This is a genomic window from Spirillospora albida (assembly GCF_000718255.1).
In the GTDB taxonomy this organism is placed as follows: Bacteria; Actinomycetota; Actinomycetes; order Streptosporangiales; family Streptosporangiaceae; genus Spirillospora; species Spirillospora albida.
Window position 1 is genome coordinate 333,511 of the sequence record NZ_JOFJ01000005.1, and the last position, 26,755, is coordinate 360,265.

25 protein-coding genes, 1 tRNA gene and 1 other RNA gene are annotated in these 26,755 nt (G+C 72.5%); 10 read left to right on the forward strand and 17 right to left on the reverse strand.

Going from position 1 to position 26,755, the window contains the following annotated elements; all coding sequences use genetic code 11:
• Nucleotides 1–185: 185 nt before the first annotated feature.
• The 3 genes from IE99_RS0109530 (at nt 186) to IE99_RS0109540 (ending at nt 5,234) form a co-directional block, all read left to right on the forward strand.
• The gene (locus IE99_RS0109530; RefSeq protein WP_030166887.1) at nt 186–764 is read left to right on the forward strand and encodes a YbhB/YbcL family Raf kinase inhibitor-like protein; all 579 of its coding nucleotides are present in this window, start codon (nt 186–188) and stop codon (nt 762–764) included.
• 252 nt (nt 765–1,016) lie between these two features.
• A complete protein-coding gene (locus tag IE99_RS0109535; protein WP_157610168.1) occupies nt 1,017–2,909 on the forward strand; it encodes a hypothetical protein in 1,893 nt (630 codons plus the stop codon).
• A 150-nt stretch (nt 2,910–3,059) separates the two neighbouring features.
• Nucleotides 3,060–5,234, forward strand: a complete 2,175-nt coding sequence (locus IE99_RS0109540; protein ID WP_245623130.1) for a SulP family inorganic anion transporter — start codon at nt 3,060–3,062, stop codon at nt 5,232–5,234.
• A 4-nt stretch (nt 5,235–5,238) separates the two neighbouring features.
• Here the strand turns inward: IE99_RS0109540 and IE99_RS0109545 are convergent, their stop codons facing one another.
• The 5 genes from IE99_RS0109545 to IE99_RS0109560 form a co-directional block, all read right to left on the reverse strand.
• A complete protein-coding gene (locus tag IE99_RS0109545) occupies nt 5,239–5,457 on the reverse strand; it encodes a hypothetical protein (protein WP_245623131.1) in 219 nt (72 codons plus the stop codon).
• 174 nt (nt 5,458–5,631) lie between these two features.
• Nucleotides 5,632–6,020, reverse strand: an RNA gene (rnpB, locus tag IE99_RS30195) — RNase P RNA component class A.
• 25 nt (nt 6,021–6,045) lie between these two features.
• Complete coding sequence (locus IE99_RS0109550; RefSeq protein ID WP_051712318.1) at nt 6,046–7,167, reverse strand: bifunctional RNase H/acid phosphatase; 1,122 nt, start codon at nt 7,165–7,167, stop codon at nt 6,046–6,048.
• Nucleotides 7,164–7,907 carry a zinc ribbon domain-containing protein gene (locus IE99_RS32630; protein ID WP_030166900.1) on the reverse strand — a complete coding sequence of 248 codons (744 nt, stop codon included), beginning with the start codon at nt 7,905–7,907 and terminating at the stop codon, nt 7,164–7,166. The genes IE99_RS0109550 and IE99_RS32630 overlap by 4 nt, the downstream gene beginning before the upstream one ends.
• Entirely contained in the window at nt 7,904–8,719 is an 816-nt protein-coding gene (locus tag IE99_RS0109560) for a Nif3-like dinuclear metal center hexameric protein (protein ID WP_030166904.1), read from the reverse strand. The genes IE99_RS32630 and IE99_RS0109560 overlap by 4 nt, the downstream gene beginning before the upstream one ends.
• Before the next feature lie 164 nt (nt 8,720–8,883).
• Here IE99_RS0109560 and IE99_RS0109565 point away from each other — a divergent pair, with 164 nt between their 5' ends.
• Both IE99_RS0109565 and IE99_RS0109570 read left to right on the forward strand, forming a co-directional pair.
• Nucleotides 8,884–9,231 carry a DUF6191 domain-containing protein gene (locus tag IE99_RS0109565; protein WP_030166907.1) on the forward strand — a complete coding sequence of 116 codons (348 nt, stop codon included), beginning with the start codon at nt 8,884–8,886 and terminating at the stop codon, nt 9,229–9,231.
• 44 nt (nt 9,232–9,275) lie between these two features.
• The gene (locus IE99_RS0109570) at nt 9,276–9,674 is read left to right on the forward strand and encodes a hypothetical protein (protein WP_037558950.1); all 399 of its coding nucleotides are present in this window, start codon (nt 9,276–9,278) and stop codon (nt 9,672–9,674) included.
• A gap of 8 nt (nt 9,675–9,682) precedes the next feature.
• On the opposite strand, the gene IE99_RS0109575 is transcribed toward IE99_RS0109570, so the two are convergent.
• The gene (locus IE99_RS0109575) at nt 9,683–10,795 is read right to left on the reverse strand and encodes an alpha/beta fold hydrolase (RefSeq protein WP_030166913.1); all 1,113 of its coding nucleotides are present in this window, start codon (nt 10,793–10,795) and stop codon (nt 9,683–9,685) included.
• Between the two features lie 317 nt (nt 10,796–11,112).
• Here IE99_RS0109575 and IE99_RS0109580 point away from each other — a divergent pair, with 317 nt between their 5' ends.
• A complete protein-coding gene (locus IE99_RS0109580; protein WP_084219397.1) occupies nt 11,113–12,831 on the forward strand; it encodes a RelA/SpoT family protein in 1,719 nt (572 codons plus the stop codon).
• On the opposite strand, the gene IE99_RS0109585 is transcribed toward IE99_RS0109580, so the two are convergent.
• From IE99_RS0109585 to IE99_RS0109605, 5 genes are all read right to left on the reverse strand, one after another.
• Nucleotides 12,828–13,364: a hypothetical protein gene (locus IE99_RS0109585; protein ID WP_051712319.1), complete on the reverse strand. Its 537-nt coding sequence runs from the start codon at nt 13,362–13,364 to the stop codon at nt 12,828–12,830. The genes IE99_RS0109580 and IE99_RS0109585 overlap by 4 nt on opposite strands.
• Before the next feature lie 316 nt (nt 13,365–13,680).
• On the reverse strand, nt 13,681–14,694 hold the full coding sequence (glnII, locus tag IE99_RS0109590) for a glutamine synthetase GlnII (RefSeq protein ID WP_030166923.1): 1,014 nt from the start codon (nt 14,692–14,694) through the stop codon (nt 13,681–13,683).
• Nucleotides 14,695–14,912: 218 nt separating this feature from the next.
• Nucleotides 14,913–15,323 (reverse strand): hypothetical protein, encoded by a 411-nt coding sequence (locus IE99_RS0109595; RefSeq protein ID WP_051712320.1) that lies wholly within the window; start codon nt 15,321–15,323, stop codon nt 14,913–14,915.
• Nucleotides 15,324–15,372: 49 nt separating this feature from the next.
• The gene (locus tag IE99_RS0109600; protein ID WP_030166928.1) at nt 15,373–15,768 is read right to left on the reverse strand and encodes a hypothetical protein; all 396 of its coding nucleotides are present in this window, start codon (nt 15,766–15,768) and stop codon (nt 15,373–15,375) included.
• A 360-nt stretch (nt 15,769–16,128) separates the two neighbouring features.
• Entirely contained in the window at nt 16,129–16,332 is a 204-nt protein-coding gene (locus IE99_RS0109605; protein WP_030166931.1) for a hypothetical protein, read from the reverse strand.
• A gap of 306 nt (nt 16,333–16,638) precedes the next feature.
• Here IE99_RS0109605 and IE99_RS0109610 point away from each other — a divergent pair.
• Together IE99_RS0109610 and IE99_RS0109615 are read left to right on the forward strand one after the other, a co-directional pair.
• Nucleotides 16,639–16,711 (forward strand) — tRNA-Val (locus IE99_RS0109610).
• 716 nt (nt 16,712–17,427) lie between these two features.
• Nucleotides 17,428–18,987, forward strand: a complete 1,560-nt coding sequence (locus IE99_RS0109615) for a hypothetical protein (RefSeq protein ID WP_157610170.1) — start codon at nt 17,428–17,430, stop codon at nt 18,985–18,987.
• Here IE99_RS0109615 and IE99_RS0109620 read toward each other — a convergent pair.
• A complete protein-coding gene (locus tag IE99_RS0109620; protein ID WP_030166937.1) occupies nt 18,979–21,138 on the reverse strand; it encodes a tetratricopeptide repeat protein in 2,160 nt (719 codons plus the stop codon). The two genes, IE99_RS0109615 and IE99_RS0109620, sit on opposite strands and share 9 nt — an antisense overlap.
• Nucleotides 21,139–21,327: 189 nt before the next feature.
• Between IE99_RS0109620 and IE99_RS0109625 the strand changes: the two genes are divergently transcribed.
• A complete protein-coding gene (locus tag IE99_RS0109625; protein WP_157610172.1) occupies nt 21,328–21,747 on the forward strand; it encodes a hypothetical protein in 420 nt (139 codons plus the stop codon).
• 7 nt (nt 21,748–21,754) lie between these two features.
• On the opposite strand, the gene IE99_RS0109630 is transcribed toward IE99_RS0109625, so the two are convergent.
• Genes IE99_RS0109630 through IE99_RS0109640 form a run of 3 tightly spaced genes read right to left on the reverse strand, consistent with a single transcriptional unit; the run spans nt 21,755 to nt 23,635 of the window.
• Nucleotides 21,755–22,282, reverse strand: a complete 528-nt coding sequence (locus IE99_RS0109630) for an alpha/beta fold hydrolase (RefSeq protein WP_030166941.1) — start codon at nt 22,280–22,282, stop codon at nt 21,755–21,757.
• Nucleotides 22,279–22,698: a CBS domain-containing protein gene (locus IE99_RS0109635; protein WP_030166943.1), complete on the reverse strand. Its 420-nt coding sequence runs from the start codon at nt 22,696–22,698 to the stop codon at nt 22,279–22,281. The genes IE99_RS0109630 and IE99_RS0109635 overlap by 4 nt, the downstream gene beginning before the upstream one ends.
• Nucleotides 22,699–22,726: 28 nt before the next feature.
• The gene (locus tag IE99_RS0109640; RefSeq protein ID WP_030166944.1) at nt 22,727–23,635 is read right to left on the reverse strand and encodes a proteasome assembly chaperone family protein; all 909 of its coding nucleotides are present in this window, start codon (nt 23,633–23,635) and stop codon (nt 22,727–22,729) included.
• 148 nt (nt 23,636–23,783) lie between these two features.
• Here IE99_RS0109640 and IE99_RS0109645 point away from each other — a divergent pair, with 148 nt between their 5' ends.
• Complete coding sequence (locus IE99_RS0109645) at nt 23,784–25,367, forward strand: diguanylate cyclase (protein ID WP_030166946.1); 1,584 nt, start codon at nt 23,784–23,786, stop codon at nt 25,365–25,367.
• 1 nt (nt 25,368) lies between these two features.
• Here the strand turns inward: IE99_RS0109645 and cbbX are convergent, their stop codons facing one another.
• Nucleotides 25,369–26,325: a CbbX protein gene (cbbX, locus tag IE99_RS0109650; RefSeq protein ID WP_030166948.1), complete on the reverse strand. Its 957-nt coding sequence runs from the start codon at nt 26,323–26,325 to the stop codon at nt 25,369–25,371.
• Nucleotides 26,322–26,750, reverse strand: coding sequence for a ribulose bisphosphate carboxylase small subunit (locus IE99_RS0109655; RefSeq protein ID WP_030166951.1), 429 nt, complete (start codon nt 26,748–26,750; stop codon nt 26,322–26,324). The genes cbbX and IE99_RS0109655 overlap by 4 nt, the downstream gene beginning before the upstream one ends.
• Nucleotides 26,751–26,755 lie beyond the last annotated feature (5 nt).

The window sequence follows — 26,755 nt, forward strand, 5'->3', positions numbered from 1 at the left end:
CGTCCGGTGGACGAGACGGGGACACGGCGCGGCGAGGGCGCGGGACGAATGCGCCCGTTCCACCCTGCGGAGCCCCTAAAGTTGGCTCGGACCGAGGAAGGGGGCGCCGCCCGGGCGAGCGCGCCGCCGGGATGCGAGGCGATCCGGCGGGCCGACGCGTACGATCACGCGCGGGAGCGTTATCGATGATGAGCAGAGACCGGCGTCCGATCCTGGCCGCGGCGGGCGCCCTCGCGCTCGCGGGCGCGCTGAGCGGCTGCGGGCTGATCGGCCCGCCCCAGAACAAGAGCGCGGAGCTGTCGGAGTGGTTCACGGTGACCAGCCCGGTCTTCCGTGATGGGCACGACTTGCCCACGCGCTACGGCTGCAGCACGTACCCTGGCGGGCAGGGGAAGACCCCGCCGCTGCGGTGGTCGGGGACGCCGGCCGAGACCAGGTCGTTCGCGATCGTCGTGGACGACCCGGACGGCGCCTACGTCCACTGGGTGATCGCGGGCATCGACGGCACCACGCACGAGATCGTCGAAGGTGCCCGGCTGGACAGCACGGTCGAAGGCGTGACCACGGGAAAGAAGGTGGGCTACGTGCCTCCGTGCCCTCCCAAGGGGGAGCGGCACCGGTACCGGTTCACCATCTACGCGCTGGACGCGCCGGCCCCGTTTCGCAGCGGGGCGACACTGAAGGACGCGCTCGGCGCCATCGCCGAGCACACCGTGGGCCGGGGCCGGATCACCGGGAACTTCGGCGGCGAGCAGGCGCGTTGACCATGAGGCCTGACAGAACCCGGTCGTCGCGGGCCCCTCAGGGGGCCGGAGCTGACAGGGGTGCCCGACCCGGCCGAACGGCCGGGTGGGACACGCCGGATGAGGGCAAATGTGCGCGAAGGGTGTGACAACGGTCATAGCAGTCGGACAGAATCGGGCTAGCTCCGAGGGCGACCGGCCGCCGGCGGCGAACGGTACGGATCCGCGGTCCGCACCGGCGGCATACGCCGGGCCAAGGCATTGGGTGGTGGCATGACTTCTTACATCGTGGTCTTCGGCCTCATTGTGGTCGTGGTCCTCGTGGTCGTCCTGGTGGCCCTCGGCCTGCGGGCCGGCAAGCAAGGACGCGACGACGACGACTGGATGGACGACGAGCCGCAGCAGCAGCAGCCGCGCGGCCGGCGTGCCCTCCCACCGCGCGACGAACACGGCGCGCCCGACGGGTACGACGGCGGGTACAACGACCCCGGGTACGCCGACGCCGGGTACAACGAGGCCGCTCCCCCCAACGCCGGGTACACCTCCTCCGGGTACGACGACGGGTACGAGGACGACTACGACGGCGCCCAGTACGGCCCCGGCGCGCCCGAGCAGGGAGTCGACCGCCGCGTCGCGGGCGGTCCCCTCGCGGCGCCCACCCCCGCGTCCCCGCCGCCGCCTCCCAGCGCCCACGCGTCCGACGAGATGGAGGACGACGACTACTGGGCCACCATCACGTTCGACAAGCCGCGGTTCCCCTGGCAGCACGACCGCAACGGCGACCACCAGGGCGCCGAGCACGCGCCCGACCCGCTGGAGACCCAGCAGGCGCCGGAGCCGCACGCCCCGCCGCCCGGCGAGCCCGCGCCCCTCGCCGCGGAGATGCCGCTCGGCGGACGCGGCGGCACCGGTCCGCAGCAGATGCCGACCCCGCCCCCCGCGTTCCAGGGCGGCCCCTCGTTCGGCGTCGGCGACCCCGGCCAGACCGCGCACGACCCGATCCCCGCGGATCTCGGCGCGCCGGGCCCGCAGGGGCCCTACGGCCCGCCCGACCAGCCCCTGTACGGGGGCCAGGAGCCGCAGCCGGCCTACGGCGCGTCCGGTGACTACGGGCAGTCCGACCCGCCCTACGGCGTGCCGGGCGACCAGTACGGCGTCCCGGGCGACCAGTACAACGCGCCGGAGCAGCCCCCGTACGGCGGTCCCGAGCAGCCTCCCTACGGCGGTCCCGAGCAGCCGCAGTACGGCGCTCCCGAGCCCTACGGGTCGGGTCCGCCCGAGCCCGCCTACGGGCCCGGTGCGCCGCAGGGCCGTCCCGACGCCTACGACCTGCCCCTCGGCACGCCCGCGGCGGGCGACCCCCGCACGTCCGACCCGCTCGGACTGCCCCTCGGCCGCCAGGACGAGCCCGCGCTCGGCGGCTACGAGCAGCCCGCGCCCCCCATGGCCCCGCCGGCGGCTCCCCCGGCCCCGGCCCCGGCCGCGGCGCAGGGCGGCGGCGACACCGACGGCCACAAGCTGCCCACCGTGGACGAGCTGCTCCAGCGCATCCAGACCGACCGGCAGCGGACGACCGGCCCCGCCGACGGCGGCGGCGCCTACGGAGGGTCGCTGAACGACCCGCTGGGCGACCCGCTCGGCACCGGTCCCTTCGGGTCGGGCGCGCCCGCCCCCAGCGCTCCCGCACCCGGCTCCGGGAACACCGGCGGCCCCTGGCCGCCGCCCGGCGCGTCCGGGTACGACCAGGGCGCGGGCGGCGCCCCGTCCGGCTACGGGCAGGGCCAGCCCGACGGCTACCCGACGGCGCCCGCGTACGGCGAGCAGAACACCGGCTACGGTGACGGCCCGCGCTACGACGACCCGCTCGGCGGCGGCCAGGAGCCCTACGGCCCGTACGGCTCGGACACCGGTCAGGGCGGCGGCGCCCAGGGCGGTCCCGGCGGCGGGGCGCACAACGCCTCCGGCGGCTACGGCGACTTCAGCGGCAGCAGCTACAACGGCGGCGACCCGCTCACCGCCCCGCCGCAGGACCCGAACGCCACCCAGGCGTACGGCTCCGGCTACTACGGCGGCCAGCAGGGCGGCTACCCGCCGAACGAGCAGGACCAGTACGGCACGCAGCAGCCGCCGGACGACTGGCAGCGGCACGGCGAGTACCGCCGCTAGGTCGTCCGTCCGCACAGGGCCGCCGGTTGATTCGGCGGCCCTGTCGTGTTTCCGGGGGTGAAGCCCGCGAACCATGGTTATATACGCTGCGTGACTCCCACAACACCTCGCGTATCGACTCTCCGGTATGACCTGCTCGCATCGTTCGTCGTGTTCCTGGTGGCGATCCCGCTGTCACTCGGCATCGCGGTGGCGTCCGGCGCCCCCGTCGCCGCCGGACTGATCGCCGCGATCGTCGGCGGCATCGTGGCCGGGCTCATCGGCGGCACGCCGTTGCAGGTGAGCGGCCCGGCCGCCGGGCTGACGGTGATCGTGGCACAGCTCGTCCAGACCTACGGCTGGCGCGCCACCTGCACCATCACCCTGCTCGGCGGGCTGCTCCAGCTCGCGCTCGGCGCGAGCCGCGTCGCCCGGACCGCCCTCGCCGTGTCCCCCGCGGTCGTGCACGGGATGCTGGCCGGGGTCGGCGTCGTCCTCGTCCTGGCGCAGGTGCACGTGCTGCTGGGCGGCAGCCCGCAGCAGTCACCGCTCGCCAACCTGCGGGAACTGCCCGGCCAGCTCGCCGGGCCGCAGGCGCATCCGGCGCTGCTTGGGGCGCTGACGATCGCCGTCCTGGTCGGCTGGGCGAGGTACGGCGGCCGCGCGGCCCGGCTCGTTCCCGCCCCGCTGCCCGCGATCGCCGTCACCACCCTCGCCGCCTGGGCGCTCGGCTGGAGCGCGCCCCGCGTGGACCTGCCGGACGCGCTGCTGTCCGGCTGGGGCCCGCCCGTCGTCCCGCACGGCCCGCTGCCGGGCGTCGTCGGCGCCGTCGTGCTGATCGCGCTGGTCGCGTCCGTCGAGTCGCTCCTGTGCAGCGTCGCCATCGATCGGACGCGGCCGCCCGGCGTCCCGCGCGCCGACCTCGACCGCGAGCTGATCGGACAGGGCGCGGGGAACACCGTGTCGGGCTTCCTCGGCGGCCTGCCGATCGCCGGGGTGATCGTCCGCAGCAGCGCGAACGTGCAGGCCGGCGCGCGGACGCGCTGGTCGTCGGTCCTGCACGGCTGCTGGGTACTGGTGCTCGCGCTGTCGTGCGGCCCGCTGATCGAGCGGGTGCCGCTGTCGGCGCTCGCGGCGCTGCTGGTGGTGCTCGGCGTCCGGATGCTCGACACGGCCCGCCTCCGCGACCTGCGGCACCACCGCGAGGCCACCGCGTACATCGCGACCCTCATCGGCGTCGTGGTCCTCGGCCTCGGCGAGGGCGTCCTGCTCGGCATCGGGGTCATGGCGGTGCTGGCGCTGCGGCGGCTCACCCGGCTGCGGGTGCGGGCCGAGCGCCTCGCCGCGCTGCCGGACGACGGCCCGCTGCCGGCGCGCTGGCACGTGGTCGTGGAGGGCTCCCTGACCTTCCTCGGCGTCCCGCGCGTCATGGGGGTGCTGGAGGACGTCCCGGCGGGCGCCTCCGTGGATCTGGACCTGAACGTCGACTTCATGGACCACGCCGCCTTCGACGCCATCCACCAGTGGAAACGCGGCCACGAACGCCAAGGGGGGAGGGTCGACATCGACGAGATCCACGAGGCTTGGTATGAAAGAGCCGTGACAGGCGATATGTCTCCGGTACGTAAAACGCCCCTCCAGTCCCGCTGGTGGGCGCCCTGGGCGAACCGGCGCCGCAAGTCCGAATTCCCGGTCGACCTGCCGGACGCCAGCGCGCTGCTGCTCGACGGCGTCCGGGAATACCACGGCAGCACCGCGCGCCTCGTCCGGCCGATCATGGCCGAACTGGCGATGGAGCAGAAGCCCGAGCACCTCTTCATCACCTGCGTGGACAGCCGCGTCGTGCCGAACATCATCACGGCGAGCGGTCCCGGCGACCTGTTCATCAACCGCAACGTCGGCAACCTCGTCCCCCGCTACGAGTCGACCCCGCACGACGACTCCGTCGCGGCCACCGTCGAGTACGCCATCAACGTCCTCGACATCCGGACGATCACCGTCTGCGGCCACTCCAACTGCGGCGCGATGGCCGCGCTCCTCGCCGGCGGCACCGAGGTCGAGCACCTAGAGGGCCTCAGCCGCTGGATCCGGCACGGTCACCACACCCTCGCCCGCTACCTGGAGAGCGACCCGACGGACGAGGCGCCGATCACCCGGCTCTGCAAGATCAACGTCATGCAGCAGCTCGACAACCTGCTGACCTATCCCTGGCTGAGGGAGCGGGTCGAGTCCGGCGAGATCGAGCTCGTCGGCCTCTACCTCGACCTCCAGACCGCGAACGTCCACGTCCTCGACCGCTCCACCGGCACGTTCGGCCCCGTCCCCGACGAGGCCCGCCCGGTCTGACCTCTCAGCGGCCCACGAGCTCGTCGTCGGCGGCGGCACCGGTGCCGCCGCCCCGCGTGTACATGCCCGTCACCCGGCGCGCGCGCCGCGCGCGCCGGTCGGAGGCGGGCAGGAACAGCGCGTCCCGGCGGCTGGCCCGCGCGAAGTCCCACAGGTAGAACAGGTAGACCAGCGACAGCAGCACCCCGGCGAACGCCGTCAGCATGATCACGATGGCGAGCATGTGCGCTCCTCTCCGCGGGAGACCGTCTCCGGGCCCCGCACCGACCCCTCCGTCGGCCCTACCAGAACGGTAAGCGCGCCATATCGTCCGGTCTGTGTCGCGTGACCCGAACCAACCGAGTTACACCCCACGTCCCATTTCAGGACTATTTCGCGCGCAACAGGGAAAGGGCGGCGGACGAGTCGGCCTGTAAGCCGGGTTCTGTGCCCGCCGCGCACGGCGGCGGGTGACGGCCATCCATCTAGGGCCGCCGTTGCCGGCGGTCTCCAGCGGTCTACCCGCAGGCTCGGGCGGGCCGCCCTCGGACGCCTGCGCGGGAAGCGCCGCTTCCCTTCTTGACCTTGCTCCGGGTGGGGTTTACCTAGCCGCCCACGTCGCCGTGGGCGCTGGTGAGCTCTTACCTCACCGTTTCACCCTTACCACCGGCGAGCCGGTGGCGGTCTGCTCTCTGTTGCACTTTCCCGCGGGTCACCCCGGGTCGGTGTTACCGACCACCCTGCCCTGTGGAGCCCGGACTTTCCTCGGCGAGGATCGCTCCCCGACGCGGCCGCCCGGCCGGCTCGTCCGCCGTAAGGGCAAGCGTAGCGGTCATTTCAGGTGGTGGGTGTCGTTGAAGGTGAGCAGGGACGCGGGGCCGTCGGCGTACCAGGCGATGGACGAGAGGGACGACACGTCCAGGTGCATGCGGTACAGGGACGGCATGGGCGCGCCCAGGGCGTCCTTCACGAGGAGCTTGATGGGGGTCACGTGCGAGACCACCAGGACCTTCTGGTGGTTGTGGCGGACCTTCAGCTTGTCCAGGGCGGTGCGGACCCGGGCGCCGACGTGGGCGAAGCTCTCGCCGCCGGGGGGCGCGACCTCCGGGTCGGCCAGCCAGGCGCGGAGGGCGTCGGGGAAGCGTTCGCCGGCCTCCTTGAACGTGAGGCCCTCCCATTCACCGAAGTCGGTCTCGCGGAATCCGTCCTCGACGCGGACGTCCAGGCCGGTGGCCGCGGCGACCTCGGCGGCGGTGTCGCGGCAGCGGGCCAGCGGCGACGTGACGATCGCCTCGAGGCCCCGGTCCGCCAGGGCGGCGGCGGCCGCGCGGGCCTGGGCGCGGCCGTTCTCCGTGAGCGGGACGTCGCCCGTGCCGGCGAAGCGCTTCTCGACCGACAGGGGCGTCTCGCCGTGGCGCAGCAGCAGAGTCGTCATGGGGGACGCGGTGGCGCGCGGCGCGGGAACGGGCGGCGGGTCCTCCTCGACCTTGCGGACCCAGTCCTCGCCGCGGGCGGCGGCGTCCATCGCCTCGTTGGCCAGGCGGTCGGCATGGGCGTTGCGGGCCCGGGGGATCCAGCCGTAGGCGACCGAGCCGAGACCGGACGCGACGCGCTTCGCCGTGCGCGCCAGTTCGGCCATGTCCGGATGCTTGATCTTCCAGCGGTCCGACATCTGCTCGACGACGAGCTTGGAGTCCATCCGGACCTCCACGCGGGCGTTCGCGTCGAGGTCGGCGGCGGCCGTCAGGCCCGCGATCAGGCCCCGGTACTCGGCCACGTTGTTCGTGGCGCGCCCGATCGCCTCGGCGACCTCCGCCAGGACCTCGCCGGTCACGGCGTCCCGGACGACGGCTCCGTAGCCCGCCGGCCCCGGGTTGCCCCGGGACCCGCCGTCCGCCTCGACGATCAACCGGCGCGGCGCTCCGTCCCGGCCTCCGGCGACCCCCCTGCTCACAGCCCGGACTCGGGCGTGCGGACCAGGATCCGGCGGCACTCCTCGCAGCGGACCACCTCGTCCTCCGCGGCGGCGCGGATGCGGTTCAGGTCGACGGTGTTGAGCGCGAGGTGGCAGCCCTGGCAGGCGCCCCGGTACAGCTTGGCCGCGCCGACGCCGCCGAACTGGCCGCGCAGCTTCTCGTAGAGGGCGAGGAGGTCGCCCGGGACGTCCTTGGCGACGCCCGTGCGGGCGGTGGAGGTCATCCCGGACTCCGCGTCGATGCTCCGCCGCGCCTCGTCCCGGCGCCGGACCACCTCGGCCAGCTCCTCCTCGGCGGCGGCGCGCTCGGCGCGCAGCGCGCCCACGCGGGCGTCGGCGGCCTCCGCGCGCTCCATGATCTCCAGGACGACCTCTTCCAGGTCGGACTGGCGGCGCTGCAGCGACTCGATCTCGGCCTGCAGGCCGCTGAGGTCCTTCGCGGACGTGACCTGGCCAGAGTCAAGGCGCTTCTGGTCGCGGTCGGCCCGGGTGCGGACCTGCTCGACGTCCTGCTCGGCCTTCTTCTGCTCCCGCTGGAGGTCGCCGACCTCCGTCTCCGCCGCGACGAGCGCGTCCCGCAGCTCGGTCACGCGGGCCTCCAGCCTCGCGATCTCGGCGAGTTCGGGCAGCGTGCGGAGGCGGTGCGCCAGGCGGTCCAGCGAGCTGTCGAGGTCCTGCAGGTCGATCAGTCGCAGCTGGGCTTGCGGTGCGGCTTTCAATGTGCTCCTTCGTGATGCAGGCGCCACGCGTCGGTGACCAGCGTGGACACCCGGGTCTCCAGCGGGGCGGCGGTGGCCGCGGCGAGCCGCCGCGCCGCGTCGGCGAGCCAGGGCCACTCGGTCGCCCAGTGCGCGGCGTCCACGAGGGCGGGACCGCCGTGCTCGGCGAACTCCGACGCGGGATGGTGCCGCAGGTCGGCGGTGAGGTAGACGTCGACGCCGGCGGCGCGCGCGGTGTCGAGCAGGGAGTCGCCGGCGCCGCCGCAGACCGCGACGGTCCGGACGGTGCGGTCGGGGTCGCCCGCGGCGCGGACGCCCCATGCGGTCTTCGGGAGGCCCGCCGCGGCGCGCGCGGTGAACTCCCGGAGGGTGAGCGGTTCGGGCAGGTCCCCGATGCGGCCGAGACCGCGGCGGGGGTCGCCGTCGGCCGGGACCATCGGGCGGAGGGCGCCGGTCAGCCCGACCGCGCGGGCCAGGGCGTCCGACACGCCCGGGTCGGCGACGTCGGCGTTGGTGTGGGCGGTGTGGAGCGCGACCCCGGCCTTGATCATCCGGTGGACGAGGCGGCCCTTCGGAGTGGTCGCGGCGACCGACGTCGCGCCCCGCAGCAGCAGCGGGTGGTGCGCGACGATCAGGTCGGCGTCCCAGGCGACGGCCTCGTCGACGACGGCGCCGACCGGGTCGACCGCGAACAGGACCCGGCGGACCTCCTGGGCGGGGTCGCCGCAGACGAGTCCGACGGCGTCCCAGGACTCGGCCCACGACGGCGGGTACAGCTCCTCGAGAGCCGCGATCACTTGGGACAGGCGCACGTCCCGCAGGCTATCGCGCCGGGCGGCCGCCGCGGGTTCGCCACGAAACCCCGGCGGCGGAAACGGCCCTCCGGCCTGCCCACCGGCTATCGTGTGGACGGCGCGGGCCGGGAGGCGACCGCCTCGCCCGGAATCAGTCGACCACTCAACGCGTTGGAGTGTGTGTGAAGTCACCCTTTCGCCGCCGCAAGCGCGTCAAGGGCCGTCCCCTGGGGAACCGGTCCCGTCCGGCCGAGCACGAGCCCGTCGAGTGGCCAACCGAGGGCACCGGCAGAACGTCCCTGATGGGCGCCATCCGCGGCGACGGCGAGACCGGCGCCGGGTTCGGCGGCGGCATGTTCGAGGATCTCGCGTCGGCGTTCGAGGGCTCCAAGAAGATCAAGCAGGAGCAGCAGGCGCGGGAGAAGCTGCTGCGCCAGGACGACCACCGCGTGGCCGGGGGCTCCGGACGCGACGATCTCGACTCCGGCAAGATCAGGATCCGCCGCGCGAACGCCGACTCCGACAACTGACATCCACTCGAACATCCGTTCGATTTTCGGGCTATCGTGAGGGTGTGAGCACGTACGTCCCGCCCGGCTGGCCGTCCCGGGTCCACCCGCCGGGCAGCGAGCGCTTCGAGGACACGGCGCTGACCTGGCTGCTCGAGCTGGTCCCGCCCGAGTACCGCCGCTACGGCGTGCTGCGCCGCTACCCGATCGTCCTCGCCCGGATGGCCCGGCACCATGTCGCCGCGTCGATCGAGGCCGCCCGCGAGGGGTTCCGCACGGCCCGCGTCGATCTGGGGGAGCTCGTCCCGCCGCACGGGGTCGACGCCGTCCTCGACACCTACCGCCGCGAGGGCGCCCGCCTGGTGCACGTCCTGCGCGCGGTCGAGCTCGTCGAGACCGCCCTGCGCGGCCGGGCGGACCCCGATGAGCCCGACCACCGCCGCCCCTTCACCCCCAAGCTCTGAACCGCCCCTCAGACGGAGACGGCGGATTCGCGTCGGTGCGGGCGGATCCCGTGCCGGACGGTGCCCTCGTCCAGCCAGCGGTCCAGGTGCGCCCAGGTGCCCGCCTTGGCCGAGCGGCCCGTCAGGACGCCGAGGTGGTCGCCCTCGGCGAGGGCGACCCGCACCTCGGGGGCGCCGCTCAGCAGCCGGGTCAGCGGCCGGACCGCCCGCGCCGGGGCGATCGCGTCACCGCGTCCGGCGATGGCCAGAACCGGCACCCGGACGCGCCCGAGGTCGATTCGCCGGTCACCGAGTTCCATCCCGCCGCCCGCCGGCTCCGTGCTCCGGGAAAGCAATCGGTAAATCTCCCTGGCGGCACATGCCGGATATTCGAGCAGCGCGTTGGCGAAATGATCGAGCGCTTCGATCTGCGCAAGAAAATCGGCATTATGCAGATGCGCCAGGAGGGTCGAGGGACGCAGCACGTATTTATCGAATCCGGCCAGCGTCGACGCGCGACCCAAAAGCGGCCGGGACAGGCCCCCGAACATCAGCGCCAGGACGTCCGACTCCGCGCCGTGCGCGGGCCGGCGGGGCGCGAGCCCGCTCCCGGTGAGGCGGACCCCGCGCGCGTCGGCCGGAGTGCCGATCACCGCGATGGACGCGATCGGCAGCCGGGGGGCGTCGGCGGCGGCCAGCAGCGCGAAGAGCCCGCCGAGGCACCAGCCGACGAGCTGGACGGGCTGGCCGCCCGCGTCCCGGCTGACGGCGCGGACGGCGGCGGGCAGCACCTCCCCGATCCACTCGCGAATGCCCTGTTCACGGGCGCCCTTTCCGGCCGCGCCGGGGTCGAGCAGGTAGCTGCGGCGGCCCCGGCCGACGACATGCTCGGCGAGACTGCAGCCGCGGCGAAGGTCGTAGCAGCGGGCCGGCGCGGCGAGCGGCGGGACGAACAGCACCGGCGGCCCCGCGGGGACGAGGCCGCGCGCCGTCCGGTACCGGCGCACCGCCGCCCCCTCCCCCGCCGCGCCGCCCCCGACGGGCACCGTCGGCATCGGCCGCAGATCGGCGAGGTGGCCGTACCGGGCGAGGTGGGCCGCATTGGCGGCGGCGGACAGCAGGGGGCGCGGGGAGAGCATCATTTCGCCATTATCCCCTTCTCTTGGTCGGCGTCCCGGCGGGCACAATGACCAAAGGCGGTCCCACCGTGTTCGCACATTGATACCCAGGTCAGCCGCGCCGCCATGAGTCGGCCCGGTGAAACGCGTGTTAATAAACCTTGACAACGCGGCGGGCCCGATGCGTAATGGGCCGTCCGGAACGACCAGGGGGTCACCCAGCGTGGCGGCCCGGGGGCGCACCGGCGGCCCCGTCGCTTGCCTCGCCCGCGACATCACGCATAATGCCAGTTACACCCCGTAGCAGAAGCGCCACGGGCCGGCCGCCAGGCGGATGCGTGATGGCGATCCTTCATCCCGCGAACTCCACAGCCATGCGAACGCTGCGGCTGCGCCGGAGCACCGCCCGCGGCGATCCCGTCCGGCCCGCCCTCGCCCCGCTGCTGGACGCGCACCGCACCGCCTTCCCCAACGCCGACACCGGCGAGCTGAGGCGCGGCTACGCGGTCGCGGAGCGGATGCACCGCGGCCAGCTGCGCAATTCCGGCGCTCCCTACATCACGCATCCGCTCGCCGTCGCGATGATCCTCGCCGGCATGGGCCTGGACACCACCACCCTCGTCGCCGCGCTGCTGCACGACACCGTCGAGGACACGCCGTACACGATCGGGGAGGTCAGGGCCGACTTCGGCGAGGACGTGGCCGTCCTCGTCGACGGGGTCACGAAGCTGGACGGCGAGCGGTGGGGCGACCGCGCCGAGGCCGAGACGTTCCGCAAGATCGTGCTGGCCGCCGCCGCCGACCTGCGGGTCCTGGTGATCAAGCTGGCGGACCGCCTGCACAACCTCCGCACGCTGCGCCACTACCCCGCGCACAAGCGCGCCCGGTACGCCACCGCGTCGCACGAGCTGCTCGTGCCGTTCGCCGAGCGGCTCGGCATCCACGTCCTGAAGCGGGAGATGGACGACCTGGCGTTCGCCGCCAGCGACCCCGCCGCGCACGACGCCACCGGACGGGCCGTCCGGACGGCGCTGCGGCAGGCCGGGCCGGTGTTCGGCCCCGCGATGGCGCTGGTGCGCGCGTCCCTCGCCGGGCACGGGGTCGAGGCCGAGGTGCGGCTCCGCCCGTCGCACCTGTACGCGGTGCACCAGGCGTCCGGCGGTGATCTCGCGGGGCTGCGGCCCGGCGAGGCCGCGCGGCTCCTCGTCCTGGTGGACGGGACGGACCGCGACTGCTACATCGCGCTCGGCGCCGTCCACGCGGCCCTGCACCCGGTGCCGGGGCGCGTCCGCGACCACATCGCGCTGCCCAAGGACAACCTGTACCAGTCCCTGCACACCCGGGTGATCAGCCCGGCCGGCGACCCGTTCGAGGCGATCGTCCGGAGCCGGGCGATGCATCCGGTCGCCGAGTACGGCATCGTCGCGCACATCCGCGCCGCCTGCGACGGCGCCGCCACCGCCGACGCCGTGGCGGGCCGCCGCGACCTGGTGTGGCTGAGCCGCCTGCTGGCCTGGCAGTCCGACGCGCCGTCCGCGGACTTCCTGGCCGGCCTGCGCGCCGACCTCGCCGCCGGGAACGTCGCGGTGTTCACCCCGGACGGCGAGATCGTCCCGCTGCCGGCGGGCGCGACCGCGCTGGACTTCGCGTACGCGCTGGCGCCCGAGACCGGCCACCGCAGCATCGGCGCGGTGATCAACGGCCGGCTGGCGCCGCTGTCGGCCGAGGTGCGCAGCGGGAACGTCGTGGAGATCCTCACCGATCCCGGCGCCGTCCCGTCCGCCGACTGGCTCGACTTCGCGGCGACCGTCCCGACCCGCGTCCACATCCAGCGGGCGGTGGCGCGGCGCGACGCGGAGGAGGCGGCCGACGCGGGACGGCGGCGGCTCGTCCGGGCGCTCGCCGGGCGCCGCGTCGATCTGCTGGCGGCCGAGGCCCGCGGCGACTCCCTCGCCGTGGCACGCGACCTCGGCTTCACCGAGATCGACGAGATGTACGGCGCGCTGGCGTCCGGCTCGGTGAGCCTGGACGATCTGCTGAACCGCTTCGCCCGCGCCTAGAGGCCGCGATGGGAGGCGGTCACGACGGCCGCGATCAGCGTGCACACGCTCGCGCCGCCGGCCAGGTTGAGCGCGGACGTGGCGAGCGCCGCGTCCAGCGGCCCGTCCACCACCAGGGGCAGGGCGGTCAGCAGCCCGACCGCGATGCCGGAGATCCAGCCGAACGTCCGGATCGGCCGCGCGGCCGTCGCGAGCAGCAGGTGCATCAGCGCGGTCGCCTGGATCGTCGCGGCGAGCGCGCACACGGCGTAGCTCGTCGCCGCCGCCCCGACCGGAACGTCCGGGGCCGCGAACACCGGCACCTGGACGGCGAACATCAGCCGGAAGACCACCACCGCGAGGAACACCGTCCCGGCCGCGAGCACCGCGAACGCCGCGCCCGCGCACCACAGCGGGCGCAGCGGCAGCCGCAACTCCGCCGCGATCTCCTGGTGCAGCGCGATGAAGTCCTGGTAGCGCTGCGCCGGGGCCTCCGCCGGACGCCGCCGCGCCGTGGCGGGACACCGGTAGGACCGTTCCCAGGGCCGTGGCATCGGACGGCCGGCCTGCCTTCCGGGCAAGCCCCCCGAATACCGCCCGAATGGCGTGTCGGGCATGTTCCCTCCCCCGCTGCGAACAGCTAGGTGCTACCCGGAGCTGATCGGAGGAACTCCCACGGCCGAGACAATTTGCCGACGTTTGCCCGCACCGTCCGGCAATGCCGCGGCCCCACCGGAGTCCTTGGGACGGAGGTGGACGAACCCCCTGCGAGGCATACGGAAACCCCGCCCCGACAGGGACACGCAGGGCACGTAAAAGAGGATCCCGGGGGGGCGCCCCCCCCGGGATCCTCTCAGGCTCAACGACGGATCAGACCTGGCCGGCCTTCTCCAGGGCCTCGCAGACGGTGCCGGTGATCAGGCGGGCCACCACGTACGGGTCGCAGTTGGCGTTGGGGCGGCGGTCCTCGATGTAGCCCTTCTTGTCCACCTCGACCTGCCACGGGATGCGCACCGACGCGCCGCGGTCGGACACGCCGTAGCTGAACTCGCTCCACGGGGCCGTCTCGTGCATGCCGGTCAGGCGGCGCTCGATGTCGGCGCCGTAGCCGGCCACGTGCTCCTGCGCCTTGCCGGCGAGCGCCTCGCACGCGGTGACGATGGCGTCGTAGCCCTCGCGCATGGCCTTGGTGGAGTAGTTGGTGTGGCAGCCGGCGCCGTTCCAGTCCCCGGCGACGGGCTTGGGGTCGAGCGTGGCGGACACGTTGTGGTCCTCGGCGATGCGGTAGAGCAGCCACCGGGCGATCCACATGTGGTCGCCGACCTCCAGCGGGCCCGCCGGGCCGATCTGGAACTCCCACTGGCCGGGCATGACCTCGGCGTTGATGCCGGAGAACTGGAGGCCCGCCTCCAGGCAGGCGTCCATGTGCTTCTCGACGATCTCGCGGCCGAACACCTCGTCCGCGCCGACGCCGCAGTAGTAGAAGCCCTGCGGGGCGGGGAAGCCGCGCTCCGGAAAGCCGAGCGGGCGGCCGTCCTTGAAGAAGGTGTACTCCTGCTCCATGCCGAACCAGGACTCCTGCGCCGCGTACTTCTCGGCGATCGGACGCAGCTGCGCCCGCAGGTTCGTCGGGTGCGGCGTGCCGTCCACGAGGTAGACCTCGCACAGCACGAGCTTGTTGTCACCGCCGCGGATCGGGTCGGGACACACGAAGACGGGCTTGAGCACGCAGTCCGACTTGTCGCCGGGCGCCTGATTCGTGCTGGAGCCGTCGAAACCCCAGTCCGGCAGGTCGGCGCCGTCGGGAAGGATCTTGGTCTTCGAGCGCAGCCGCGCGGTGGGCTCGGTGCCGTCGATCCAGATGTACTCGGCCTTGTAGCTCAACGTCGATCCCTTCGTCACTGCCGGCCCCGCCGGTTCCGGCCTCAAGGAGAGTCCCAATAGGGCATTTCACACCTGTTGCCCATATGTGAACGCCATGTAAACCGCCGTTCGACCTGCGCGAACACGCCTTGAGACCCTGGTCACCCCGTCCAGCCGGCCCCCGTCCCACCCTGCCCGCGGCCCCTGGCCGAAACCCCCGGCCCGCAGGTGAGCGGTCGTCAAGACCTGGGGCTCGACCGTCGCCGTCGATACATGACGAAGATCCCCGCAACGATCGCGATGACGAGGCCCACCGACATGACCAGCAGGCCGAAGACGGACCCCGCGTTGCCCTTCCTGAAGGCGTTGGCCATCTCACCGGTGCCGATGCCACCGATGAAGATCCACACGCCGATGGCCGAGGCGAAGGCCGAGGACCACCACCAGCGCGCGCACACCGCCGCCATCCCCCCGAACAGGGCTATGACCAGGACCCCCGGTGGGAAGTTCCCCGGCAGGGCGCCCCAGTCGGGCGCCTCGAAGATCGACGGCTTGGAGATCCATTGGACGATCAGCCCGAGGATCGCCAGCCCCAGGCCGCCCAGAGGCAGGCCGAGGTTCTCCTTGGCGGGTTCAACGATTCCGTTCATCCTGCTGTTCCTTCTTCCCATGGTGAGAGTCCTCGTCGCTGGGCCGGAGTCAGCCATCCGCCGCGTCACGCGGCTTCGACCACATGGCCGCGAGTCCGAAGACGATCGCGGCGACGAATGCCAGCATTTGCAGCCACCCGGCACCGAAGTCGATCGCTTCGCCCGGTGTGACGAGCCGATCCCGGAATCCGGGATCGGAGAGGCCCCCGAATACGAACAAGGCCGAAACGGCGCCCGCCGCCAGTGGCGCGAAACGCCACGGAGCACCGACGACGAACGCGGCAAGAGCAAGGTAGATCAGGGGTCCTGGTCCGTCGTAGCCGGCGATGAGACTCCCCGACTTCACGACCTCAGGTCCCGCATCACCGACGGCGGCCAATACCAGCGCGCCGCAGACCGCGTACCCGCATTTCCGGTCCGAAGGCGTTCGCGTTCCAGAAGTCATGCGGGCCAGCGTGTTACATACGGGAAAGCGCGCACATCGTCTCGGGGAGGTATCCGCGCCTACGCCGTCCGGCGCACGGGTGGGACACGCAGTGAGGCGCCCACATGACGAAGGGCCATGATCCATCTCTGCGGATCATGGCCCTGAGCCGGGTGGGCGCGGACGGTTTCGAGCCGCCGACTCCTCGCTTGCAAGGAGCCGTGATCATCAAACTGCACGCAAGTGGCACGGGGCCGTCTTGCCGCGTGGCACGCACACCGGTCGCCCGCCTGAGGCTTCCCACCTCAACCCCTGACGACAGTCACGCGCGCATCCCTGACTTCCCAGAGCCGGAGTGCCCCCGCCGGAGGCATGCGTTCGTCAGGTGTAGACGCCCTCCCAGCACTCCTCATGACTTGTGGTGAAGTCGTCCGGACGGCTCCGGCGTAGATCGTCGTAGCGCGCATAGAGAACCTGCGCAGCTTCCTGCAAACCGCACTCGAACGTCGACATGAGCCACCTGACAGCCCGCAGAATCTGACGTTCGACAATCAGCCTGTCGAGAGGCTCCCGCTCGCTGGCCATGCGGGCATCCTGGCACGCGCGGTGATACCGCCCAACTGAGTTCGTTGGGCGGCGGCGTGCCCCGGTGACCGCCGGCACCTGGCGACCGTGGCGAAGGCGTCGCGATGCCCGGCCCGGCGCGGCCGTCCGGTGACCGGCGCCCACGCCGCACGCTCCGCCGACTCTCGCTTACAAGGCAAGATCAACCCGCCTCTGCGCATACCCTGAGCTGCAAAGCAGGCCCTGGAGTCGGCCGCTGTCCACCGTAGTCGCTCCAAAGCCACGTACCGCAAGCAGCGCCGGAGACGGTATCCTCTTCCCGGTCAAGGGGCTGTAGCGCAGCTGGAAGCGCAGCGAGCTTACACCTCGCAGGTCGTCGGTTCGAGCCCGGCCAGCCCCACCCAAAGAACGCTCTGGGTATGTCACTCAGGCAGCGTAAGGCGCCGCATCCTCGGTGGCGGCTATGGCGCCTCCTACTGTGTGCCATGCCACCACCGTCCTCAACCATTGGCGCTGCCTCGCGCGCAACTCCGCCGCCGCACTTCCATAGACCTCACCCAGGACGGACCGTCGGCCACGAACGGCCGGGCGATCTCCCGCAACCGCCTGCTCGGCAGGTTAGGCATGCCCGGCTCCTGTGAAGCACAGCGGCTTCGCTGCCGTCGTGCAGGGCAGCCCGGCTGTGCAGGCCGTCGAACCGGCCCACACCGCGTCACCGAACCCCTCCCGGAACCACACGCAACGAACCTACTATCGAACGTATGTACGAATCTGGAAAAACCCGACCAAGGACGATCGACACACCGTCACCTGACGAAAGACTGGATCTGCTCACGCCCTCACCGCACGGCGCGCAGGGGCCCGAGTCACTCCGGGAAGCGGTTGGGTCAGGCACGCGAGCCGGTCCGCTTTCCAGCACAGCTGCCTACCGTCGTCCGTCCGCAACGCGTCCCGACCGCCCTGTAGCTGTTGTCCTGGTTTGCCTGGGTAGAGTGTGGGCTCCTCAGGCGCCGAACCGGATTCAGGAAGCACCGAAGCCCACCCATGCGTCCCATCCATGGAGCGACAGTCCGCGCAGACCGCTCGGTCCTCGCCGTCGCCCACACGGTCACCTCGATGACCCGGCTCCTGGACGTCCTGGCCGCCCTCCAAAACGACTCTTGCTTGCAGATCTTCCTCACAACCATTCCCGGGACCACCATTCCGGAGGGTGTTAAGGAATTTATCGGCGACCTCGCAATGAAAACCGTTTCCTGGAAGGCGGCCACGCAATACCAGTTCGACCTTGCCGTCGCCGCAGGAAGCAGTGGACCGCTATATGAAATAGATGCGCCATTGATTGCCATTCCGCATGGCGCTGGATACAATAAATACTTGCGCCGGGACGCCGGGACGCCGGGACGCCGGGACGCCGGGACGCCGGGACGCCGGGACGCCGGGACGCCGGGACGCCGGGACGCCGGGACGCCGGTTTCGCATCAAGAGCAGCTGGAGCAGCTCGCCGACCAGTGCCCTGAGGCCTTGCCCCGGGCGGTGGTCGTGGGAGATCCCTGTTTCGATCGGCTGCTGGCGAGCGTTCCGTGGCGGCGGCACTACCGGGCGGCGCTCGGGCTTGGTGAGGGGCAGCGGCTGGTGCTGGCGACCTCCACCTGGGGACCGAGTTCATTGCTCGGACGGCGGCCCGAATTGTTTGCGCGGCTTCTCGGTGAACTGCCGGTCGACGAATATGCCGTGGCGGCCGTCGTCCACCCCAATGTCTGGCACCATCACGGTCCCTGGCAGCTGCGGGCCTGGCTGGCGGACTGCCGGCGGGCCGGATTGCTTCTGATTCCACCGCGTGAAGGGTGGCGGGCCGCACTCGTCGCGGCCGACGTGGTGATCGGCGACCACGGTTCGGTGACCCTTTACGGCGCTGCGCTCGGGCGTCCGGTACTGCTGGACGGCTTTCCCTGGGACGAGGTCGACCCGCGCACGGCCCTGGCCCGGATGGCGCGGCGCGCGGAGGTCATCGGCGACGGGCCGCTCGCCGGGCGGATCGACTCCGTGATCACCGGGCACGATCCGAAGGCCGGACGGCGTATCGCGGAGGAGGCGTTCGCCTTCCAAGGGCGCAGCCTCGAGATCTTGCGGGCGGAGATGTACCGGCTGATGCGGCTCGACCAGCCGTCCAGGCGCGTTCGTGTGACGGCCGTACCGCCGCCGGTTCCCGAGCCGCGCACCTGGGAGGACGCCGAGCGTCCTGCCCTGATCGCGGCCGTGACGATCAAGGAGTCCGCGGGGCGGGCGGAGTTCGTCGTGGAACGCGTCCCGGCGGAGATGGTGGATCTCCGTTCCGTTCCTCTGCACGGCGGTCGCCACCTGGTGGTGGACGGCACCGAGACCGACCATCGGCTCAGGGAGATCGCCGACATCGTCCTCCATCGGGCCGGGAGCGGCCCCGAGCCCGGCGATGTACCCACGGTGGCCGAGGCGAGCGACGGTGAATGCCGGGTGCGCCTGCCCGACGGGGGCGTCGTCCGGCTGCGGGCAACGCCCGACGTCGATTGCGGGCTGCTGGCCTCGGCCGTCCATGCCTGGTCGGCCCAAGGCCGGACGATCGCGGCCCTGCCCCCACGTCTCGTCCTCCGCGTGGGACGGATCGAGGTGCCGTTCAGCTGCGACGTGGCCTCAGGATGAGTCGGCGCGGAGCTCGGCGGCCCGAGCGCTGCCGACCTGCTCGTAAGCGGTGATCGCCGCTTCCCGATGCTGCCGTTCCCGCGTCGCATCACCCATCAGGGCGGACAAGTCGGCCAGCGACTCGCTGATCTGGCCGACCTGGTAGGTGCGCGACTCGTCCCGCATGACCTCCAGTGCCTTGCCCAGCGCATCGGCGGCGGGCTCGGTGCGGCGCGCTCGCAAGTGCAGGACGCCCAGCGTGTGCAGCACCCGGCCCCGGTTGTAGGGGTCGGGAATGGACGCGAAGATCTCGTGGGCGCGGGACAGGGAGGCCATGGCCTCGTCCTCGGCGTCCAGCATGAGGTGGGCGCGGGCCAGGTGGTGCAGGTTGATCGCGACCCCGCGCACCCGGCCGTTCGCCTCCTCCAGGTCCCGCGCCTGGTGGAAGTGGTCGACGGCCTTGGCAGGCTCGCCGGCGTCCAGGTGAGCGCGGCCGATGAACTCCAGCGTGGTGGCACGGTCGAGCGGCTCGGTCACCACGTCCAGCGTCGCGCCCAGCACCTGGTGTGCCTCCGCGAACCGGCGGGTCTCGTACAGCGCCCGGCCGAGCTGGATGCCCATGCGGAACCGGGCGCCCGGGTCGTCCAAGGCCTCGGCCGCGCGCAGCCCCACCCGGTGCGTGTCGATCCATTGGTCATAGTGCTTGAGCGAGAAGAAGAAACCCCACAGCGCTTCACACAGCTGCCAGGCGAGGTCGTGCCACTCGCGTTCGCCGGCGGCATGGACGGCCGCGCACAGGTTCCGGTGCTCGCCCCGCAGCGCGGCGAGCGCCCGTCCCACCGCCTCGCGTCCGGTCCCGTAGGGCGACGGCCGGACGCGCAGTTCCCGGTACACCGGGCCGGTCGTCGGGCGGTGCGAATTGACCGCCAGATCGGCCTCGGCCGCGAACCGCAGGTACCACGCGATGGCACGCCGGACGGCGGCGTCCCGGGAATCGGCGTCCTCGTCGCGTTCGGCCTTGGCCCGCGCGTGCGCACGGATCAGGTCATGGAGGATGTAGCGGTCGCCGTCCTCATCGAGCAGGTGCCGCTCCACGAGCGCTTCCAGGAGGACGTTTGCGTCCGGGCGGTCCAGCAAGGCGGCCGCGGCCTCGGCGCTGAAGACCATCGCGGGTCCCCGGGCGCCGCGCGGCACGGCCGTGGGCCGGTCGCCGCCCCCGGGGTGCAGGCCGAGCAGCCGGTAGGCGCGCCGGACCTCCGCGGGCATCGCCTCGTACCCCTCGTCGCCGAGAACGCGCACGGCCCATTCCCCCTCCGCCGGACGAGCGTCGCCGTGGTCCGCCCCCATCCTCGCGGCGAGAGCCGCCGGAGACAGGTTCCGGCGGGTCTTCAACCGGCCCGCGGCCATCCGGATCGCCAGCGGCCAGCCGCCGCAGAGGCGGAGCAGCGCCCGCGCCCCCTCCGGATCGTGGTCGACACGGTCGGGGCGAAGGAGCATGCGCAGCAGGTCGAGGCCATCCCTCTCCGGCAGGCCGCGCAGCGGGATGACCTCGGCGTCGTGGCGGCCGGCCAGATCGCCGACTTCGGTCAGTTCACCGTCGGTCGTCACGAAGACGACGCAGCCTGGGGACGGCGGCACGAACGCGTCCACGTCGCGCACCAGCCGGACGTTGTCCAGCAGAAGGAATGCCTTCCGCCGGGCCAGCTGGGATCGCAGCAGCGCCAGCCGTCCCTGATCGCTGTGCGGCTGGTGCTCGCCCGCGATCCCGAGCTGCTCCAAGAGATCCGTGGCCGTCTCGCCGAGCCCTCCGCCCAGAGCGCGCCTGGATAAGCCGCCGCCGAGATCGGCGTAGAGCAGCCCGTCGGGGAAACGCTCTCGCTCCGACGTCGCCCACTGCACGGCCATCGCGGTCTTGCCCACGCCGCGCAGGCCCGCCACGATCACCAGTGCCGGATTGCCGCGCCCCTGGCTCCTCCCCACGGCCACGGTGGCCTCGCGCAGCGGCGACTCGCGGTCGAGGAAGGGGTTCGCGCCGGGCGGCAGCGACCACGGCGGCTCCGGGGCCCGCTCGCCGGGCCCCGCGTAGACGTTCATCACCTCGACGCTGTGCGCCTGGACGACGTTGCGCGCCCGGCCCTCGTAGCGATTTCCGTCCCCGTTGTCGCCAGCCACTCCGGCACCGCCCGCCAGGTCATGATGATCGATTTCCCGCAGTCGCAAGGGGAGTGTGCCAGCGGCCTTCCGGGAGCGCCAACGATCCAGGTCACGGACGCGTCGAGGAGCGGGGCTGACACATCGCGCCGACGCGTGATGGACTGGCCCCGTGCCGTGACCTCATCCCCTCGCGTTCAGGAGTGATCCATGGCTGATCCGTTGACTCTGGCGATCGCCGCGGCGGCGGCCGGCAAGGCGGTCGAGCTGTCCGGCCGGCCCGTCCGGGACGGCATCGCCGCGCTCGGCCGGATGGTGCGCGGCCGGTTCCGCGGGCAGGCCGCGGAGGAGGAGGTCCTCGGCGGGGCGATCGCCGATCCGGACGACTCCCGGATCACGCGTCTGGCCGAGGCTCTGCGCCGCGCCATGGAGGAGGACCCGGCCTTCGCCGACGATCTCCAGGCCGCGCTCCGGCTGGCCATGGACGAAGACCCGGAGTTCCGCGCCGAGGTCCTCGACCGGCGTCGGCAGACGCAGGTGAGCGACGACGGCGTGAGCAACGTCTTCAACGGGACGGCTGAGAAGGTCGTCCAGCTGCGCGACGTCAACGGCGGCCTCACGATCAACTGACGCGGGGTCAGTGGCGGAGGGCCGAGCGCGGGAGATGGCGGTTGAACCAGTCGGCGGCCTGCGTGGTGACCTCCGTGAGGTCGTCGGCCGCGCCGTCGATGACGTGGAGTTCGGCGCTTTCCAAGAGGTCGGCGGCGCGCTGGTTGGCGGCGTGGGTGTCGTCCCCGGTGATCAGCAGGACGGGTGCGCGGACGCGGGGCAGGCAGGGGAGCGCGAGGTCCGTGCTGCCCGACCGGGAGACGACCGCGGCCACCGTGTGCGGGCGGGCGGCGGCGGCGGCGAGGGTTCCGGCGGCGGTGGTGCCGGCGCCGTAGAGGCCGAGGGGCAGACCGGCCGTGCGGGGCGCCGCTTCGAGGCCCTCGGTCACCTCGTCGATCGCGTGGAGGAGCGTCATGGTGAGGGGCTCCATGTCCTCCTCGGGGACGTCCAGGAGGACGGTGCCGAGGCCCGCGGTGTTCAGCGCGGCGGCCACGGACTCCTCGGCGTTCGCCAGCAGCACGACGCCCGTCGCGTTCTCGGGGATCGACGGGTTCATACGTTCGGCGGCTCGGCGCTGATGTCGGCGAGGGCCGACCGCTCGTCCCGCTGGACGGCGAGATCGCCGATCGACACGACGCCGATCGGGCGGTCGCCCTCGACGACGGGGACGCGGCGGATCGCGTGCTCGCGCATCAGGCCGACGGCGGCGTCGGCGTCCTCGGCGGAGTCGATCGTGATCAGGTTCGTGCTGCAGATCTCCGCGACGGACGTGTCGGCCGGGTCGCGGCCGGCGGCGACCGCCCGGACGACGATGTCACGGTCGGTGACCAGGCCGCGCAGCCTGCCCTCGTGGACGACGAGGACGTCCCCGATGCCGTGCTGCCGCATCAGGTCTCCGACCTCGGTCAAAGGCGTGTCCGGCGGCACCGTGACGGGCGCCGGCGTCATCACTTCGTTCACCTTCTGGGTCACGGGGTCCGACTACCCGGAGTGAGGCGTTTTATGTCGTGTCGGGGCCGTCCTGCTCGGCGAGGAACCGCTCGAACTGGGCGCCGAGCTCTTCGGCGGTCGGCATGTCCTGCGATTCGGCGAGCAGGTTCTCGCGTTCGGCGGCGCCCGCGAACGCGTCGTACTGCTGCTCCAGGGCCTGCACGACCTTCTCGACCTCGTCGTTCCCGGCGACCTGCTCGGCGATCTCGGCGTCGGTGCGGGCGGCGGCCTCGCGCAGCCGCTCCGACGGCAGGACCAGGCCCGTCGCCTCCATGATCGCCTCGAGAGTCGCGACCGCCGCCGCCGGATACGCCGACTGCGACAGGTAGTGCGGGACGTGGACGGCGAGCCCCACCGCGTCGTGGCCCGCCTCGCCGAGCCGCAGTTCCAGCAGGCCGGAGGCGCTGCCGGGCACCTGGACCTTGTCGAACCACGAGCCGCCGCGGGCGACCAGCTCGGGCCGGGTGGCGTGCCCGGTGATCCCGACCGGACGCGTGTGCGGCACGCCCATCGGGATGCCGTGGAATCCGAGCGTCAGCCCGACTCCGAGCCGCTTCACGAGGTCCACCACCGAGGCCGTGAACCCCTCCCACAGGCGGTCCGGTTCCGGGCCGGACAGCAGCAGGAACGGCGTCCCCACGTCGTCATGGAGGAGGCGCACGACCAGTTCCGGGGCGTCGTAGGACGCCCAGTGGTCGCGGTCGAACGTCATCATCGGGCGCCGCGCCCGGTAGTCGATCAGCGCGTCCACGTCGAAGCGGGCGATCACGCGGTGCTCGAGCCCCTCCAGGAGGTGTTCCCGGACGAGCTGCCCCGCCGACCCCGCGTCCACGAAGCCGTCGAGGCTGTGCAGCAGCACCGGTTCGGTCAGCGTCGGCAGATCGCCGTCCAGCTCGTACAGGTCCTCAGGGTTCAGCAACGTCTCCCCCACTAAGTCATCCGACTTTCCCAGCCTATTGCAATGCCCCTGACACCGCGCTCGCCGCGGGCGCGGGCGGGGTTCTCAGGTGGGCCGCGCTCCTGCCGATCGGAGGGAGCCGAGAAAACGTACAAGGGTGGAGAGTCGCATGATGTGGCCTTGGGTCGCGGTCTACGGCGTTTCGGCGGGGGTCAACCTCCTGCTCGCCGTCGGCGCCTGGGGGCGGCGGCGGGTGGCGCCGGCCTTCGCCGCGACCGCGGTGATGCTCCTGATGTGCTCCTGGTACGTGCTGATCAACCTGCTGGTCATCGTGTGGGACGACCGTCCGGGCCGGGTGGCCGTGCTGACGGGCCTGCTGGTCTCGGACGTCGCCGTCGTGTCGGCGTTCCTGTGCCTGGCGCTGCTGCTGATCGACCGGGCCTGGCGGCCGTCCCGGCGCCTGCTCCTGCTGCTGGCCGTCGAACCGGTCGTGTCCGGTGCGCTGCTCGTGACGAACGGCTGGCATCACACCTACTACGCCGTGATGCCCCATCCGGGGCAGCCCTTCGGGGAGCCGGGCCCGGCGCTGACCCTGCACACGATCTACCTGTACACGATCGTCGGCACCGCGCTCGTCCGGCTGGGGCGGGCATGGCTGCAGAACCCGCGGGACCAGCGGCGGATCTACAGCTGGATCCTCATCTCGTCCCTGTGCCCCGTCATCGCGGGACTGGTCTCCCTCGTGTTCGGCCTGAGCTACGAGCTCGCCCCGATCGGCATGGCGATCACCGCGGTGATCAACTACCGGGCGCTGATCGAGGAGGGGCTGCCCGCGCAGGTGTCGATCGCCCGGCAGCGGGTCATGGAGACCATCCAGGACGCCGTCGTCGTCCTGGACCGGGCCGGGCTCGTCCTGGACGCCAACCCGGCCGCCCACCGGCTGCTGCGAAGGCTGCGGCCGGGCGCCTCCGCCGAGGTGCAGGGACGGTCGGCCGCCGAGCTGTTCGGTGTCCACGTCGACCTCGCCGAGGGCGCCATCCGGAGCCTGACGCTCACCGACGCGCGCGGGGTGGCCCTGGACCTGGACCTGTCCATCGACACGCTGCCCGACCGGCGGGGTGCCGCGCTGGGGTGGGCGCTGGTCGCCCGCGACACGACGGAGCTGAACGACCGCCGCCGGCAGGCCGAGGAGGCCAACGAGAAGCTGCAGCAGCAGCTCGCCACCATCGAGGCGCTCCGCGCCGACCTTGCGGAGCAGGCGGTCAGGGACTCGCTGACCGGCCTCTACAACCGCCGCCGCCTCATGGAGATCCTGGCCGAGCTCTACGACCAGGACCGGCCGTTCAGCCTGACCCTGCTGGACATCGACCACTTCAAGCGCGTCAACGACACGTACGGGCACAACGCCGGCGACGCGGTGCTCAAGCTCGTCGCGCGGCACCTCACCGGGCGCGTGCGGCTGGAGGACACCGTGGTGCGGCACGGCGGCGAGGAGTTCGTCGTCGTGATGGTCGGCGCCACGCCGCAGGACGCGCGGGCGCGCATGGAGCAGGTGCGGGAGCACATCGCCGAGGTCAGCCGCGTCGAGGAGCCGTACATCCCCGTGACGTTCAGCGCGGGTGTCGCCTCGGCGGCCGTGCATCCCGGCGCCAACGACCTGCTGCACGCCGCCGACGAGGCGCTGTACGCGGCCAAGCGGCTCGGCCGGAACCGGATCGAGCTCGCCGACCCGGCGTCCGAGGCCGCCGCCTGAGCTACGAGAAGACGCGGCTGGCGAGGAAGTCGTCCGGGAGCAGCGTGGTCAGCGCCGCGCGGTCGACCTCGCCGGACTCCGCCACGAGGCGGCTCGCGTGGCGGAGCCGGGCCCGCTCGATGGCGTTGCGGACGGAGCGCGCGTTGGCGAAGCGCGGCCGGGCGCGGCGCCGGTCGAGGTAGGCGCGGAAGACGGGTTCCGTCTCGGGCGCGAGGGTGTAGCCCTCGTCGCGCATCATGAGGCGGCCGATGGCCTCCAGCTCGTCCGGCTCGTAGTCGGGGAAGTCGATGTGGTGGGCGATGCGGGAGCTCATGCCGGGGTTGGACGCGAAGAAGGAGTCCATCCGGTCCTTGTAGCCGGCGAGCACCACGACGAGGTCGTCGCGCTGGTTCTCCATCACCTGAAGCAGGATCTCGATGGCCTCCTGCCCGTAGTCGCGCTCGTTCTCGGCCCGGTAGAGGTAGTACGCCTCGTCGATGAACAGGACGCCGCCCATCGCGCGCTTCAGCACCTCCTTCGTCTTGGGCGCGGTGTGGCCGACGTACTGGCCGACCAGGTCGTCGCGGGTGACGGAGACCAGGTGCCCCTTGCGGACGTAGCCGAGGCGGTGGAGGAGTTCCGCGAGCCGCACGGCCACGGTCGTCTTGCCCGTGCCGGGGCTGCCCGTGAAGCACATGTGCAGGTTGGGGCGTCCCGAGTCGATGCCGAAGCGCGCGCGGACGCGGTCCACGAGCAGCAGGGCGGCGATCTCGCGGATGCGGGTCTTCACCGGGGCGAGCCCCACCAGGTCGGCGTCGAGGGCGTCCAGGACCTCGTCGGCCTGCGCGTCGGAGCGCTCCCTCGCGAGGTCGACGCGGGCGTCGGGCGGCAGCGGGGCGAGGGGTTCCCCGGCGGCGGGGTCGGGCGCCGGGGAACCGTTCTCGGCGGGACGCATCCCGAAGCCGGGCCGTCCGGTCAAGGCGCGTCCCCGTAGCGCTCGCCCTCCGGCCGGTCCAGCGCGTACGCGTGCAGCGTGTACCGGACGCGCCGGTCCGACGTCTCCTCGCGGTCGAGGCGGAAGCCGGGCTCGCGGCGGGGCCGCTGGACGATGAACTGCAGCGCGGTCGTCTGCCGCCCGTACCGGGCGTCGTAGGCGTTCAGCCGGATGTAGTGGTCCGGGTACGCCTTCCGGCACTCCTTCACCTCGTACAGGACGCCGGCGGGGTCGGTGAGGTCGAACATCGGCAGGCCCCACATCTCCCAGTAGGAGTTGCGCGGGTGCGGGTCGTCGGTGAACTCGACGGAGCAGGGCCAGCCCCGGTCGAGGGCGTAGGCGGCCTGCTTCGCGATCTCGTCGTCGGTCAGCTCGGGCAGGAACGAGAAGGTGCCTTGGGTGATCCGCATCAGAT

Bases quoted from the DNA above. Each gene is read 5' to 3' on its own strand.
- IE99_RS0109530 (WP_030166887.1), top strand. From the start codon at position 186: ATGATGAGCAGAGACCGGCGTCCGATCCTGGCCGCGGCGGGCGCCCTC.
- IE99_RS0109535 (WP_157610168.1), top strand. From the start codon at position 1,017: ATGACTTCTTACATCGTGGTCTTCGGCCTCATTGTGGTCGTGGTCCTC.
- IE99_RS0109545 (WP_245623131.1), bottom strand. From the start codon at position 5,457: ATGCTCGCCATCGTGATCATGCTGACGGCGTTCGCCGGGGTGCTGCTG.
- IE99_RS0109575 (WP_030166913.1), bottom strand. From the start codon at position 10,795: ATGATGCTCTCCCCGCGCCCCCTGCTGTCCGCCGCCGCCAATGCGGCC.
- IE99_RS0109580 (WP_084219397.1), top strand. From the start codon at position 11,113: ATGGCGATCCTTCATCCCGCGAACTCCACAGCCATGCGAACGCTGCGG.
- IE99_RS0109585 (WP_051712319.1), bottom strand. From the start codon at position 13,364: ATGCCACGGCCCTGGGAACGGTCCTACCGGTGTCCCGCCACGGCGCGG.
- IE99_RS0109595 (WP_051712320.1), bottom strand. From the start codon at position 15,323: ATGAACGGAATCGTTGAACCCGCCAAGGAGAACCTCGGCCTGCCTCTG.
- IE99_RS0109600 (WP_030166928.1), bottom strand. From the start codon at position 15,768: ATGACTTCTGGAACGCGAACGCCTTCGGACCGGAAATGCGGGTACGCG.
- IE99_RS0109605 (WP_030166931.1), bottom strand. From the start codon at position 16,332: ATGGCCAGCGAGCGGGAGCCTCTCGACAGGCTGATTGTCGAACGTCAG.
- IE99_RS0109615 (WP_157610170.1), top strand. From the start codon at position 17,428: ATGACCCGGCTCCTGGACGTCCTGGCCGCCCTCCAAAACGACTCTTGC.
- IE99_RS0109625 (WP_157610172.1), top strand. From the start codon at position 21,328: ATGGCTGATCCGTTGACTCTGGCGATCGCCGCGGCGGCGGCCGGCAAG.
- IE99_RS0109630 (WP_030166941.1), bottom strand. From the start codon at position 22,282: ATGAACCCGTCGATCCCCGAGAACGCGACGGGCGTCGTGCTGCTGGCG.
- IE99_RS0109645 (WP_030166946.1), top strand. From the start codon at position 23,784: ATGATGTGGCCTTGGGTCGCGGTCTACGGCGTTTCGGCGGGGGTCAAC.
- IE99_RS0109655 (WP_030166951.1), bottom strand. From the start codon at position 26,750: ATGCGGATCACCCAAGGCACCTTCTCGTTCCTGCCCGAGCTGACCGAC.